The organism is Paenarthrobacter sp. CCNWLY172, assembly GCF_037402035.1.
Lineage (GTDB): Bacteria > Actinomycetota > Actinomycetes > Actinomycetales > Micrococcaceae > Arthrobacter.
In genome coordinates this window covers 217,986-232,256 of the sequence record NZ_JBBEGB010000007.1, presented here as the reverse complement: position 1 = coordinate 232,256, position 14,271 = coordinate 217,986, and the positions used below count along the sequence as shown (strand labels likewise).

Annotated in this window: 12 protein-coding genes and 1 pseudogene; 7 read left to right on the top strand and 6 right to left on the bottom strand. The window is 63.3% G+C overall.

Features of this window, described 5'->3' with window-relative positions; genetic code table 11:
* The first annotated feature begins 29 nt into the window (after positions 1-29).
* Genes WBN73_RS13195 through arfA form a run of 3 tightly spaced genes read left to right on the top strand, consistent with a single transcriptional unit; the run spans position 30 to position 3,441 of the window.
* A complete protein-coding gene (locus WBN73_RS13195) occupies positions 30-950 on the top strand; it encodes a carbohydrate ABC transporter permease (protein ID WP_089593642.1) in 921 nt (306 codons plus the stop codon).
* 3 nt (positions 951-953) lie between these two features.
* Entirely contained in the window at positions 954-1,853 is a 900-nt protein-coding gene (locus WBN73_RS13190; RefSeq protein ID WP_207596203.1) for a carbohydrate ABC transporter permease, read from the top strand.
* A 49-nt stretch (positions 1,854-1,902) separates the two neighbouring features.
* Entirely contained in the window at positions 1,903-3,441 is a 1,539-nt protein-coding gene (gene arfA / locus WBN73_RS13185; RefSeq protein WP_337340470.1) for an arabinosylfuranosidase ArfA, read from the top strand.
* 98 nt (positions 3,442-3,539) lie between these two features.
* On the opposite strand, the gene WBN73_RS13180 is transcribed toward arfA, so the two are convergent.
* A complete protein-coding gene (locus WBN73_RS13180; RefSeq protein ID WP_207596205.1) occupies positions 3,540-4,238 on the bottom strand; it encodes a DsbA family oxidoreductase in 699 nt (232 codons plus the stop codon).
* Positions 4,239-4,385: 147 nt separating this feature from the next.
* On the opposite strand from WBN73_RS13180, the gene WBN73_RS13175 reads away from it, so the two are divergent.
* Together WBN73_RS13175 and WBN73_RS13170 are read left to right on the top strand one after the other, a co-directional pair.
* Positions 4,386-5,459: a glycosyltransferase family 4 protein gene (locus tag WBN73_RS13175; RefSeq protein WP_337340469.1), complete on the top strand. Its 1,074-nt coding sequence runs from the start codon at positions 4,386-4,388 to the stop codon at positions 5,457-5,459.
* A 41-nt stretch (positions 5,460-5,500) separates the two neighbouring features.
* Positions 5,501-7,636: a glycogen debranching N-terminal domain-containing protein gene (locus WBN73_RS13170; RefSeq protein WP_280626576.1), complete on the top strand. Its 2,136-nt coding sequence runs from the start codon at positions 5,501-5,503 to the stop codon at positions 7,634-7,636.
* 4 nt (positions 7,637-7,640) lie between these two features.
* On the opposite strand, the gene WBN73_RS13165 is transcribed toward WBN73_RS13170, so the two are convergent.
* The 5 genes and pseudogenes from WBN73_RS13165 to WBN73_RS13145 all read right to left on the bottom strand — a co-directional run bounded on the left by WBN73_RS13165 (position 7,641) and on the right by WBN73_RS13145 (position 11,733).
* On the bottom strand, positions 7,641-8,171 hold the full coding sequence (locus WBN73_RS13165) for a GNAT family N-acetyltransferase (RefSeq protein WP_207596208.1): 531 nt from the start codon (positions 8,169-8,171) through the stop codon (positions 7,641-7,643).
* A 77-nt stretch (positions 8,172-8,248) separates the two neighbouring features.
* Positions 8,249-8,641 (bottom strand): universal stress protein, encoded by a 393-nt coding sequence (locus WBN73_RS13160; protein WP_207596209.1) that lies wholly within the window; start codon positions 8,639-8,641, stop codon positions 8,249-8,251.
* Positions 8,638-10,226: pseudogene (locus WBN73_RS13155) on the bottom strand (tripartite tricarboxylate transporter permease). The gene WBN73_RS13160 and the pseudogene WBN73_RS13155 overlap by 4 nt, the downstream one beginning before the upstream one ends.
* Positions 10,226-10,729 (bottom strand): tripartite tricarboxylate transporter TctB family protein, encoded by a 504-nt coding sequence (locus WBN73_RS13150; protein ID WP_207596211.1) that lies wholly within the window; start codon positions 10,727-10,729, stop codon positions 10,226-10,228. Before WBN73_RS13150 ends, WBN73_RS13155 begins: the two are co-directional and overlap by 1 nt.
* Entirely contained in the window at positions 10,726-11,733 is a 1,008-nt protein-coding gene (locus WBN73_RS13145; RefSeq protein WP_089593660.1) for a Bug family tripartite tricarboxylate transporter substrate binding protein, read from the bottom strand. The genes WBN73_RS13150 and WBN73_RS13145 overlap by 4 nt, the downstream gene beginning before the upstream one ends.
* Before the next feature lie 274 nt (positions 11,734-12,007).
* Between WBN73_RS13145 and WBN73_RS13140 the strand changes: the two genes are divergently transcribed.
* Positions 12,008-13,606 carry a sensor histidine kinase gene (locus tag WBN73_RS13140; RefSeq protein WP_337340515.1) on the top strand — a complete coding sequence of 533 codons (1,599 nt, stop codon included), beginning with the start codon at positions 12,008-12,010 and terminating at the stop codon, positions 13,604-13,606.
* A complete protein-coding gene (locus tag WBN73_RS13135) occupies positions 13,603-14,271 on the top strand; it encodes a response regulator (protein WP_207596212.1) in 669 nt (222 codons plus the stop codon). Before WBN73_RS13140 ends, WBN73_RS13135 begins: the two co-directional genes overlap by 4 nt.

The following is a 14,271-nucleotide window of genomic DNA, read 5'->3' as shown; positions in this document are numbered from 1 at the left end:
ACGTACCGAGCGACCAAAGGAGTTCTTGAATGAGTACCTCTACGCTGTCCCGGCCGAGGCCGGAGAGTCTGCGCAAACCCGGGAGCCGCACCCGCAGCAACCTGAGCGGCTGGGGATTTGCCGCCCCGTTCCTGGTGTTCTTCCTCGTTTTCCTCGTCTGGCCCATCCTCTACGGCTTCTACATGAGCCTCACGGGCAAGTCACTCACCGGGGCCAACGACAGCCTGATCGGTTTCGCCAACTACGCCGAGGCCTTGGCCGACGCAGACATGTGGCGGTCCTTGGGCAACACCCTCTACTTCACGGTGATCAGCACCGTGCCCCTGGTCCTCGTAGCCCTGGTCATGGCAGCCCTGCTCAACGTGGGACTCCCGGCCCAATGGCTGTGGCGGCTCTCCTACTTTGCGCCCTACCTGCTGGCTTCCACTGTGGTTTCGCTGTTCTTCACCTGGATGTACAACCCGCAGCTTGGCCTGATCAACGAGTTCCTCACCGGCATCGGCCTCCCTCGGGTTGCCTGGCTCAACGACCCCAACGTGGCCATGTGGGCAATTGTCATCGCCACCCTCTGGTGGACCGTGGGCTTCAACTTCCTGCTCTACCTGGCCGCCATGCAAAACATCCCGGCCCAGCACTACGAGGCAGCTTCCTTGGACGGCGCCGGAGCCTGGCGCCAGTTCTTCTCCATCACGCTGCCGCAGCTCACCCCCACCACCGTGATGATTGTGCTCCTCCAGATCCTGGCGTCACTGAAGATCTTCGATCAGGTCTACCAAATGACCGCAGGCGGCCCGGCAGGGTCCACCCGCCCCGTGGTGCAGTACATCTTTGAAACCGGGTTCACCGGCTACCGGCTGGGCTACTCTGCAGCCATCTCCTACATCTTCTTCGGACTGATCGTGGTTGTTTCCGTCATGCAGTTCGTCATCACCCGCCGCAGGAGTGCATAAGCAATGGCAACCCCTACCCTGACACGTCCCGCACCCAGCACCACCACAAACAGCCCGGAGATCCGCCAACCCCGCAAGAAGCTGACGGTGGGCAGGATCGCGGCCGTCGTGGTCGCCGCTATTATTGCCGTTCTGTGGCTGATCCCGTTCGCATGGGCCACGGCGACCGCTTTCAAGACCGAGACGGATGCCGCCGCTCCGGACGTCACCTGGCTGCCGCCGTCGGGATTCACTCCTGAAGCGTTCGTCAAGGTGTTCCAGGACGGCAACATCCCGCTCTGGACCTGGAATTCGCTCTACACCTCGGCTGCCATCACGGCCATCACCCTGGTCATCTCGGCACTGGTGGCCTACGCGCTCTCGAGGATCGACTTCAAGGGCAAAAAGGTGCTGATGACCGTGATCATCGCGTCCATCATCATTCCGCCACCCGTGCTGATCATCCCGTTGTTCTACCAGATGCTGGCGCTGAACCTGATCGATACCTCGTGGGCCATCATCCTGCCGCAGGTCATCCACCCCGCCATGGTGTTCGTGCTGAAGAAGTTCTTCGACCAGATCCCGCGCGAGCTCGAGGAAGCGGCTGTGATGGATGGCGCCAGCCGCTTGCGGATCTTTACACAAATCATCCTGCCGTTGTCCCGGCCCATCCTGGCCGCCGTCGCGATCTTCGTGTTCATCGGCGCGTGGAACAACTTCCTGTGGCCGTTCATCGCCACCAACGACGGCAACCTGCTGACCCTCCCCGTGGGCCTGCAGACCATCAAGAGCGCCTACGGCATCCAGTACGCGCAGAACATGGCGTCCGCGCTGCTGGCCGCGCTGCCGCTGATTGTGGTCTTCCTCTTCTTCCAGCGCCAAATCATCAAAGGCGTTGCGACGACGGGACTCGCCGGAACCTGACCGGCACCTACCGCTTACTACCAGACCTGAAACACAACCAAGGAGATACATGTCCCGCGCACGCATCACCCTCGATCGCGACTTCACCATTGGCGAGGTACCCCGACGGCTCTTCGGCTCCTTCGTGGAGCACATGGGCCGCTGTGTCTACACCGGCATCTACGAGCCCGGACACCCCGAGGCGGACGAGAACGGCTTCCGCCAGGACGTCATGAAACTCGTCAAGGAACTGGGTGCCACCGTCATCCGGTACCCCGGCGGCAACTTCGTTTCGGGCTACAACTGGGAAGACGGCATCGGCCCCCGCGAAAACAGGCCGCGCAGGCTTGACGGTGCCTGGCACACCGTAGAGACCAACGCGTTTGGCCTGCACGAATTTGTGGACTGGTCCAAGCAGGCCGGCACGGAAATCATGGAAGCCATCAACTTGGGCACCAGGGGAGTGGACGCAGCCCGCGAGATTGTGGAGTACGCCAACCACCCCGGCGGCACGTACCTGTCCGACCTCCGCGCCAAGAACGGCCACAAGGACCCGTTCAACATCAAGCTCTGGTGCCTCGGCAACGAGTTGGACGGGCCTTGGCAGATTGGCCACAAGACCGCCGACGAGTATGGCCGGCTGGCACAGGAAGCCGCCAAAGCCATGCGGTTCGTGGATCCCTCGCTTGAGTTGGTGGCCTGCGGCAGTTCCAGTTCCAGCATGCCCACCTTCGGCGCGTGGGAGCAGACGGTCCTGACCCACACCTATGACGAAGTGGATTACGTTTCCCTCCACGCCTACTACCAGGAACATGAAGGTGACGTGGGCAGCTTCCTGGCCTCCGCCGTCGATACTGACTACTTCATTGAGTCAGTGGTGGCCACCGCGGACGCTGTGCGTGCCAAGGGCAAGCACAAGAAGCACATCAATCTGTCCTTCGATGAGTGGAACGTTTGGTACCAGCGCGGACTGGACACCGAGGACCAGCCGCACAACGTGGCCAAGGCAGGCTGGCGTGAGCACCCCCGGGTGATCGAGGACAAATACAACGTGACCGACGCAGTGGTGGTGGGCACGCTGCTCAACTCGCTCCTCCGCCACGGTGACCGCGTGAAAATCGCCAATCAGGCGCAGTTGGTCAACGTGATCGCGCCGATCCTTTCGGAAGAGAACGGGCCAGCGTGGAAGCAGACCATCTTCCACCCGTTCGCCCGCATGGCCGAGCTCGCCAAGGGCCAGATTCTGCGGCTCTCGGTGGACTCGGATAAGTACTCGAATGCGCGGTTTGGCGACACGGACCTGGTGGATGTCAGCGCTACATGGAACGAGGAAACAGGCAGGGTTGCCCTGTTCTTCGCGAACCGCGGCCTGGAAGAAGCGGCCGACGTCGAGGTCGCCCTGCGCGGTTTTGACGCCCGCCAGGTGCTCCGCGCCGAGGTTCTGGAGATCCCGGAGGGTGGCGACCGCTTCACCATCAACAGCCAGGAGCAGCCGGGCCGTGTTGGCCTGACGGCACTGGAGGGCGTGAAGGCGACTGGTTCCGAACTCCGCCTGACGCTGCCCGCACTGTCCTGGGCCGTCGTCGAGCTTGACGTGGTGAAAGGCTAGCCGCTGACCCAACTGAGTAACAGCAAACGTCGCAATGAGCACTCATAGCGACGTTTGCTGTTACCTACTTGGGTTAAGGTACGACGGCGGTTGGCTGGCTAGATCGCGCAGCCGTCGGGCCCGCAGGCCTCGGCGTCCGAGGCGCCCACCGGGATCAGGGGATTGGCTTCCTGCCAGGCCTGGTTCAGTGCCTCGCTGAAAAGTTCGGCGGGCTGGGCGCCGGAGATGCCGTACTTGCGGTCGATGACGAAGAACGGGACGCCGGTGACGCCTATGGCGCGGGCCTCATTGATGTCCTGGTTGACCTCTTCGGCAAACTTGTCGGAAGTGAAGAGCTCTGCCACTTCATCGGACGGCAGCCCGAGCGTCGCGCCGAGTTCCGTGAGGTACTCCTGGTTGCCGATGTCCTTGCCGTGCTCAAAGTGGTCGCTGAGCAACTGCTCCTTGGCTGCGTCCTGGCGGCCATGGGAGGCGGCAAGGTGGATCAGGCGGTGGGCGGTGAAGCTGTTGGCCACCACCACCTTGTCGAAGTGATAGTCCAAGCCTTCGCCCTTGGCAGTCTCGGTGACGTGGGCGAACATCTGCTTTACCTGCTCAGGAGCCATACCCTTGCGCTTGCTCAGGTAGTCCAATTCGGTGCCGTCGTAGTGCTCGGGTACGGAGGGGTCCAGCTGGTAGCTCTTCCACTCGATGTCCACCGAATCGCGGTGCGGGAACTGTGCCAGCGCGGTCTCGAAACGGCGCTTGCCGATGTAGCACCACGGGCACGCGACGTCTGACCAGATCTCAATCTTCATGCTCTGGACAACCCGTCGGGCCGGCGGGGCATTCCTCACACGGCTGTTATTTTGCTCACCCGTTGCCGTCCGGTCCCAGGCCCCATACTCTTGGAATGGGTTATGAAGCCAGCCCTTGGACTGGGGGTTTTGCGCGGAGGCTCCAGCATGCGCATCGGACTCATCGTTGGCCCGTGGTTTACAGTGCCACCGGAAAAATATGGTGGAACAGAGCGTGTAGTCGATGCCCTGGCGCGGGCGTTGGCGGACGCGGGACACGATGTCCTGCTGGCAACCGCCTCGGACAGCACCTGCCCGGTGCCCCAAATACCCGGCTTTGGCCCCTCAGCCCCGGAGGAACTGGGACAGACCGCCAGCGAACTTGGGCACGTCATCAGGGCCTATGCACAGATGCAGGACATGGACGTCATCCACGATCACACTCTTGCTGGACCCCTCTACGCGCATCGGCCAGCTGGCATCCCCGTAGTCACCACCATCCACGGGCCGTTGTCGCCCATCTACTCGCCCCTTTACCGTGCCATGGCACAAGATACCGCCATCATCGCGATCTCCCACGATCAATGCAGCAGGACCCGGGATGTACCGGTCACAGCCGTGATCCACCACGGAATCGATCTGTCGGCGGTGAGCATAGGGCGTGGAGCCGGAGGGTATGCCTGTTTTGTAGGCCGCATGTGCCCGGACAAAGGACTCCTGGAAGCCGTGGCCGTTGCCCGGGAAGCCGGCGTCCCCCTGAAGATCGCGGCAAAGATGCATGCCAAGGACGAGCAAGAGTATTTTCGTGACGTGGTGCGGCCGGCCCTGGGAAATCAGGAGGAGTTCCTGGGAGAACTGTCGGACCCGGAAAAATTCGAGCTGATGGGTGATGCTCTCGCCCTGATCAACCCCATCCAGTGGCATGAACCTTTTGGGTTGGTGATGATCGAAGCACTCGCCACGGGTACCCCTGTCCTGGCCACCCCAATGGGTGCCGCCCCGGAGATTGTCCGGCACGGGATCACGGGCTTTGTGGGTTCCCCCAGTGAGTTGGCGGCCTGCGTTGAACGGGTTCCGTTCCTCAGCCGGGATGCCTGCCGACGATCAGTGGAGGAGTCCTTCAGTTCAGCGCGAATGGCTGCGGACCACCTGGACCTTTACGCCAAAGTCATCGAACAATTTTCGGCTGGACCTCTTTCCGGAGGGAGTCTATTGCAAGAAAATCAGAGGCAAGCCCTGTAGGGACTGCCCTCACGGAAGACTCCCGAGGAGGCCTGTTGGCCATGACTGCTTGGAACGAAGACACTGAAGCCGGAGCGTCAGAGCTCGGCGCCGTCACCGTCGTTGAAGGTTCGTCCTTCTGTATTTCCTCGCACTCGGGTGACATCCATGGAGGCGGATCCCAGGGTGCCTACTACCAGGACACCAGGATCGTGTCTCGCTGGATCCTGCGGGTCAACGGGGCGCTGAGGGAACCGCTGGTGGCGCGGAATCCCACTGCTTTCCAGGCGGAGTACGTGGGTCGGGCGTGCTCGGCCGACGGCAGGTTCGACAGCCCCTTGGTAGTCCACCATCAACGGCATGTGGGTGCCGGCCTGCGGGATGACATCACTATCAGGAACTACTCGGGACAGGACGCCCCCTGCGGAATTGAACTGCTGCTCGACGCCGACCTGGCGGACCTCTTTGACGTCAAGGGCGGCCGGACCAACAAAGCCGGAGCACCCACCAAGAAGGCTCACAAGAAGGAACTTCACATCGATTCCCTCCACTCCAGCGGCCAACGCCGGGGAGTGGCTTTCCGGGCCTCCGGCGCCAAGGTCTCCGATGAAGGATTGACGTTCCAGATCACCATCCCGGCCCGCAGCCAATGGAGCACCAGCATCATCGCGCTCCCCCTGGTCAATGGGGAGGGGCCCCACGACCCCTTTACCGAGACCACACCTTTGCACCACACCCCCAGCGTCCGGCGCCACGCTGCCTGGGAAGAGCACGTACCCCGGATCGCTGTGACTGATGCCAACGTGGAGGAAGTCCTGGAGCGTAGCCAACGCGATCTGGGCTCGCTGCGGATCTTCGACCCCGCCCATCCAGGACGCGCCGCCGTGGCCGCCGGAGCACCGTGGTTTATGGCGTTGTTCGGACGCGACTCGCTCCTGGCCTCTTATATGTCGCTCATGGTGGATCCCAACCTTGCAGCGGGAACCTTGCAGACCCTGGCAGGGCTCCAAGGCAGCACAGTGGATGTGGACTCCGAGGAGGAACCCGGACGCATCCCTCATGAGGTCAGGCTCGGTGTCACTGCCGGACTCTCGCTGGGCGGAACAGCCTACTACGGAACGGCGGACGCGACACCCCTGTTCGTCTCGACGCTCGGTGAGCTCAGCAGGTGGGGCCTTGGGGCGGACATCATCGAATCCCTCCTCCCGCACGCCGACCGTGCCATCGAATGGATGGAGCAGTACGGGGACCGCGACGGCGACGGCTTCATCGAATACCAGCGGCCCAACGAGCACGGGCTGGTGAACCAGGGCTGGAAGGACTCCTGGGACGGCATCAACTTTGCGGACGGCCGCATGGCGGAGACGCCCATCGCGCTCTGCGAAGTGCAGGCCTACGCCTACGCGGCCTATGTGGGGCGGTCGCTGTTGGCACGGGCGGCGGGCGATACCGCCGTCGAACGCCGGTGCGCGGACCGCGCCGAAGCGCTGAAAGCCGCCTTCAACGAGGCCTTCTGGCTACCGGACCGCGGCTACTTTGCGCTGGCGCTGGACAAAGACAAGAAGCCCGTGGACTCCTGCACCTCAAACATGGGGCACTGCCTGTGGGTGGGCATTGTGGACGAGGACAAGGCGCCGCTGGTGGCCGAGCGGCTGATGTCGCCGGAGATGTTCACGGGGTGGGGCATCCGGACGTTGGGTTCGGACATGGGCGCGTACAACCCCGTCAGCTACCACAACGGCTCCGTCTGGCCGCACGACACCGCGCTGGTCGCCACCGGCCTCATGCGGTACGGCTTCGTGAAGGAAGCCAGCCGGATTGCGAGCGGATTGTTCGACGCCGCCGAGCACTTTGGTGGTCGACTTCCTGAGTTGTTCTGCGGCTTTGACCGCAGCGACTTTGCGGAGCCGGTTCCGTATCCGACGGCGTGTTCCCCGCAAGCGTGGGCAGCCGCGGCGCCCGTCCAACTGGCCCGGATCCTGCTGCGCTTCGATCCGGACTTCACCCGGGACGTGTTGCACCTGGCGCCGATACTGCCCGACGCTTATGGGTCGTTCCGCGCGGACAACGTGCTGCTGGGGCGCTCGCGGATCACGGTGCAAGCCTCTGGTTCGTCCGGGACCGTGACCGGGCTACCGGCCGGGCTCGAACTGCGTTCCGATCCCCGGCCGCCTCTGGCAGGGGACTTGTTCGGCTAGCGTCCTAGAGTTCGTGCTCCATGACGAAGTCGTGTTCCACCGCGGTCCCGAGTGTGAAGGACTTGGTGCCGACGCGCTGGAACCCGCTCTTCTCGTAGAAACGGATGGCTTTGGCATTCTCGCTGTTGACACCCAGCCACACCCCTGATGCGCCCTTATCCGCCGCATCAGCCAGGGAAGCTTTGATGAGTTGTGATGCGGCGCCCTTGCCGTGGTGGTCGGGGTGGACGTAGCACTTGCTCAGCTCCGTGGAGGGGAGGGCGGACAGCACAGAGGCGACGTCAGGGTCGGTGGCCGGCTTGGCGATGAGCATGGTGTACCCCAGGAGCTGCCCGTCGTCGTCGAGCACCATGATGGTGATGTTGGCGTCGGCGAGGTAATCCTCGAAGTTGGCCTCACTGAGCGTCTTTTCGAGGTGTGCTTGGATATCAGCCGGTGACGACCCCGGCGGGCACGCCAGCGGGAAGGTGGCGGCCGCAAGCTCAGCCAGCTTCCCGGCGTCGTGCGTTGTTGCGGTGCGGATGGTTTCAGTCACGTGGCCCCCTTGGAAGTTTCTTGGACAGCTAATGCCCCTAAGAACGAATCTTAAGGGCATTAGCTGTACGAAAACTCCTAGTCGGCTTTGACCGCCAGCACCGGGCAGTCCGCCTCCAGCAGGATCCGTTGGGAAACGCTGCCCATGATGAGCTTGCCTACGGGGCTGCGGCGGCGAAGGCCGATGACAATAAGGGCGGCGTCGTTTTCGTCGGCGGCGTCCAGGACTTCGGCAGCGGCATCGTGACCACGGATCGGCTGCTTGATGATGTGCTGGATGCCCTGTTCGGCCAGACGCTCCTCGATGCTCTGGATGTCCGGTTCCTGGGCGTACCGGTTGTCCACCAAGGCGTCGCCCTTGGACGAGTTGATGACCAGGAGGGTGTCGTTGCTCTTCTTGGCCTCGGCGATGGCCTGCGTCAGTGCTGCTTCGCCTTCTGGTGTGGGGACGTATCCCACCACGATGGTCATGGTTTCTCCTGTTTCTGGTGGGTCGGGGTGGTTGACTCGGCGGGAGCTGCCGTCTCCGGTTCTGCGGGAGTCGCCTGCCCGGACGGTCCTGCGGGAGCTACTGGACGGTTGCGGCGGATGAGCTTGAAGTGAATGGCCACACCAAGATGATTGCCACGATGATGTAGACCACGATTGCAATCGGTTCGCTGAAGAGGCCTGCGGGGTCGCCGGCGCTCAGCTGCAACGTCTTACGAAGCTGCCCTTCGATGCGCGGCCCGAGGATGACGCCCAGGATCAGCGGCAGGACCGGAAGCCCGAAGCGCCGCATCATGAAGCCAAGTGCGCCAAGTACCAGCAGGATCACAAGATCGAAGGCCTGCAGGTTGACCGAGTAGGCGCCCAAGGTGGCGAAGAACAGGATGCCTGCATAGAGGTAGGGGCGGGGAAGCTGCAGAAGCTTGGCCCAGACGGGTGCCAAGGGCAGGTTGATGAGCAGGAGCAGGAAGTTGCCAATGAAGAGGCTGGCGATCAATGCCCACACCAAGGGGCCTTGGCTGGAGAACAGCTGCGGGCCGGGCTGGATGCCGTAGGACGTGAACGCGGCGAGCATGACGGCGGCTGTTGCGTTGGTGGGGAGGCCGAGTGCGAGCAGCGGCGTCATGGTTCCGGCGGCGGCAGCATTGTTGGCCGCCTCGGGTCCTGCCACGCCTTCGATGGCGCCCCTGCCGAATTCTTCCGGGTGCTTGCTGAGCCGCTTCTCCGTGACATAGGAGAGGAACGTGGGGATTTCCGCGCCGCCAGCCGGAAGCGCTCCGAAGGGGAATCCGAAAGCCGTGCCGCGAAGCCAGGGCTTCCAGGAACGTCCCCAGTCCTTCTTGCCCATCCAAGGACGGCCAACGGGAATGACATGGAGAGGAGTGCGGCGCAGGTGGGCAGCAACCCAGAGGGCTTCACCCACGGCGAAGATTGCGACGGCCACCACCACGATGTCCAGGCCGTCCACCAGCAAGGGCTGGCCGAAGGTCAGGCGGCGTTGGCCGGTCACCGAATCGATGCCCACCAGGCCAATGGCCAGGCCAAGGGCAAGCGACGCGAAACCGCGGAGCCTGGAAGAGCCCAGGACCGCGGTGACGGCCAGCAGGGCGAGGACCATGATGGCGAAGTAGCTCGGAGCGCCCAAACTCACGGCGAACTGCACCACAATGGGCGCGAACACTGCCAGCAGTGCGGTGCCGATGGTACCGGCGATGAACGAACCGATGGCCGCGGTGGCAAGCGCCTGCGCGGCCCTGCCCGCCTTGGCCATTTTGTTGCCTTCGATGGCCGTCACTACTGACGACGATTCACCCGGTGTGTTCAGGAGGATGGAGGTGGTGGAACCGCCGAACATGCCGCCATAGTAGATGCCGGCGAACATGATGAAGGCGCTGGTGGGTTCCAAGGCTGCGGTCACCGGAAGCAGCAGTGCCACGGTCATGGCCGGGCCGAGCCCGGGAAGAACGCCGACGGCGGTACCCAGGAGCACGCCGATCACGGCGAACAAGAGGTTCATGGGGGTCAGGGCGGTGGCGAAACCGTCCATCAAGGAGGACCAGACGTCCATTAGAGGATTCCTTCCAGGAGCCCGGCAGGAAGGGCGATGCCCAAACCGAGGTAGAAGCCGTAGAAGGTCAGCAGTGACAATGCGACGGAGATGAGGCCGTCCCGGATGTAGCGGCGGCTGCCAAGTGCCAGCACGCTGCCCCAGAAGAGGACCGTTCCGGAGATAACCCACCCGGCCCAGTCGATGAGCAGGATGTTCAGGATGAAAGCTCCGGCCAGCGGGAGGACGGTCTTCCAATCGGCGGGGTGTGCCAGGTCAACGTCTTCGCCGCCTTCGGCTTCGCCCTTGCCGCCGCGGAGGACGTTGATGGCAAGGAGGATGGCGCAGATGATCAGCAGCCCGGAAACAATGAACGGAACAGTCTTCGGACCCACGGGGTCCGACTGGGAGTACGGGGTCACCAGGCCGTTCGCGTCCAGGAAGACCAGGACGCCCACCGCGCCGAGCAGGAGGGCTACCCCCAGCTCGGCGCGGCCTTTAAGGCCTGTGGCTGTGGAGCTCACGCCAACCCGAGCTTGGTGAGGACATCCGCAACGCGCTTGTCCTGGTCCGTCAGGAAGGTCTGGAACTCGTCACCAGTGACAAAAGCGTCCGTCCAGCTGTGGGTCTTCAGGGCTTCCTTCCAACCGGCAGATTCGTGCATCTTCTCGAGGGCGGCGATCAAGGATTTCTTGTCGTCCTCGCTGATGCCCGGAGGGGCCACAATGCCGCGCCAGTTGGTGAAGACCAAGTCAATGTTGGACTCTTTCAACGTGGGAGCATCCACGCCCTCCAAACGGTTCTCGCCACTGGTGGCAAGGACGCGGATCTCGCCGGACTTGATCTGCTGCAGGTACTCGCCTGCGCCGGAAGCGGCGAAACCAAGCTTGTTGCCGAGGATGGCGGGCAAAAGGTCGCCACCGCCGTCGTACGACACAAAGTTGACCTTGGTAGCGTCGATGCCAACAGCGCCCGCCAACTGCATCGGCAGGAGGTGGTCCGGGCCGCCAGGCGAGGAGCCGCCGCCAACTGAGATGGAAGCCGGGTTGGCCTTCCAGGCCTTCACCAGATCATCAATGGTCTTGTACGGGGAGTCCTTGCCCACCATGATGGCGCCGGGTTCTTCGATCAGCTTTGCCAACGGGGTGGTCTCGGTCAGCTTCGACTCGGACTTGTTGGTGTAGCTGGCTCCCACAACGCCCAGGCCCATGAGCATGGTGAGGTCACCGTTGCCCTTTTCATTGACGATGCGGGCCAAGCCAACTGTTCCGCCGGCGCCGGCAAGGTTGAATACCTCGGTGTTGGTGGAGATCTTCTCGTCGTCCAGTACCTTGGCGGCTGCCCGGGCGGTGGTGTCGTAGCCGCCACCGGGAGTGTTGGGGACCATGATCTGGAGACCGGTGATGGGCCCCGCGGCAGCGCCGGAGCTTTCAGAACCTGTGGACTTACCTGTGGCACCGCAGCCGGTGGCCATCAGGGCGATGCCGGCGGCGACGGCGGCGACTCGCAATGCGCGGATCTGGCGCATGGTGTTCCTCTTCTCATCATTGAAAATACGGTGCAGGGCGATCAGCGTTATGCCCCGTTCCTTTGATGCTAGGCGTGTACGTGACGACGATCACTCTTGTGTTCGCAGTGATCTTTAAGTTCATTGCGTTCACGGTTTTTGGCCGTTTGATCTGGCCTTACGTACCGCTGGGGTATAGTTCCGGTACGCCACGGGGGAAGCTGCAATCCACCCTCCCGCTCACTGGCACCACCAAAGGAACCCAGCAGTGACTCGACTGTCTCGAAGAAGAGGAATGTCCCTGGCGGGGCAGTACCTTGTGCTGCAGTTGCTCATTGTCCTGGCTGTTCTTGTGGCCGTCGTGGCCATTTCACTCGCCCAATCGGCCGCTGTTTTTGAACGGACCGAAGGTCGCCGGGCACTTTCCGCGGCCGAGGCTTTGGGCAACAACCCCACCGTGCGCGCGTTGCTGCCCACAGCCGAACCCCGCGCCGGTTCCGCCCTTCCCGCCGTGGCCGAATCCGTCCGCACCGTGTCGGGATCTTCCCACGTGGCCCTCGCCAAGCTGGACGGTACGGTGGTGGCCTCGTCCGATCCCAGCCTGGTAGGACAATCGCTGCCCCTCGGTGAAAGCAGGGTCATGGAGGGCCGGGCGTGGACCGGCGTCCTGCCGACCGGTGGAGGGGCCGTACTTTCCGCCCATGTCCCCGTCCTGGATGACGCCGGAATCATGATCGGCGTAGCTTCCGTCAGCAGGAACTACCCCTCCACCATCGAGCGCCTGGGCGATGCCGTGCCCAACCTCCTCACCTACCTGGGTGTTGCCAGCGTCCTGGGCGTCGCCGGATCCCTCCTGTTGTCACGCCGCGTCAAACGGCAAACCCTTGGCATGGAACCGCGGGAGATCACGGGACTGGTTGAAAACAGGGAAGCGATGCTGCAGGGCCTGAAGGAAGGGGTGGTGGCCCTGGATCCCCATGAGCGCATCACGGTGGCCAACCAGAGTGCCCGCCAACTCCTTGGACTGCCCGCGGACTGTGTGGGAAAGAAGCTGCGATCCCTCCACGTCGACCCGGCCTTGAAGATCGTCCTGACCCGTGAACAGTCCGACCCCGACCAGCTGGTGCTCGTGGGGGAGCGGCTGGTGGTCATGAACCGCGTGGCACTGCGCTCGCGCGGCCGCGACATCGGTTCGGTGACAACGCTGAGGGACCGGACCGAGTTGTCCTCTTTGGAGAGCGAACTCGGCGCCACCCGCACCGTCACTGACACCCTAAGAGCTCAAGCGCACGAGTTCGCCAACCAGCTCCACGTCATCTCCGGGCTCATCCAGATCGGCGAATACGACTCCGTGGTCCAGTTCGTCAACGGCGCCACCGTGGACCGCACCCGGCTCAATGACGACGTCACCAGCCGGATCGAGGACCCTGCGCTCGCCGCCCTCCTGATCGCCAAAGCCAGTCTTGCCACCGAACGGGGCGTGGAACTTCAGCTTGACCCCCAGTCCGCCCTGCCGCGGGTCCGCGAGGAGCTCTCCAGGGACCTCACCACCGTGGTGGGCAACCTGGTGGACAACGCGTTCGACGCCGTCACTGGCCGCGCCGGGGCTTCGGTCCGCGTGTTGGTGGTCAACTCGCCGGACGGTGTCACGGTTACCGTCCGGGACAACGGACCGGGTGTGCCCTCCGGCTCCGCGGAAGACATCTTTCGTCAGGGCTTTTCCACCAAGGACCCGGGGCCCGGTGATGCGAGGGGATTTGGCTTGGCGCTGTCGCGGGTAATCTGCCGGCGCTCCGGAGGGGACCTCACAGTGTCCAACGACAACGGAGCCGTGTTCACAGCGCGGTTCGGAAAGCACGAACCAGATTCAAGCGAAGGGGCAGCGAAGCCGTGATCAAGGTACTGATTGTTGACGACGACTTCATGGTGGCCAAGGTGCACGCCGGATTCATTCAACGGACCCCAGGGTTCGGGGTGGTGGGCGTGGCGCATACGGGTGCCCAGGCCTTGGCGGAGACGCAAAGGCTCCAGCCCGACCTTGTGTTGTTGGACATCCATCTTCCCGACATCAATGGCTTGGACCTCATGCACCAGCTGCGGGACGTCGCTCCCGACCTGGACGTGCTGGTGATCAGCGCGGCCCGCGAAGTGGAGACCGTGCGGAAGGCCTTGCGTGGCGGGATTGTGCACTACCTCATCAAGCCGTTCTCCCAAGCTGACCTGCAGGAACGGCTGGAGCACTACCTCAGTGCTTACCAAGGGCTGGATGCTTCGAAACAGGAGGCCGAACAGTCAGACGTCAATCGGGTCTTTGGCCTGGGTGTTTCCGAGAGGACGCTGCCCAAAGGGTGCAGCGTGGAGACCCTCGAACTGGTTGAGTCCGCGCTGAAGTCGGCCCCGGGTGACCTTTCCGCTGCTGAGCTTGCCGAGCAACTGGGGACCTCACGCGTCAGCGCCCGCCGTTACCTTGAGTACCTCCACGACGAGGGGGCGCTGGACGTCCGACTCAAGTACGGCGTCGGACGTCCTGAGAGGCGATATGTGCTGAAGGGGCGGTGA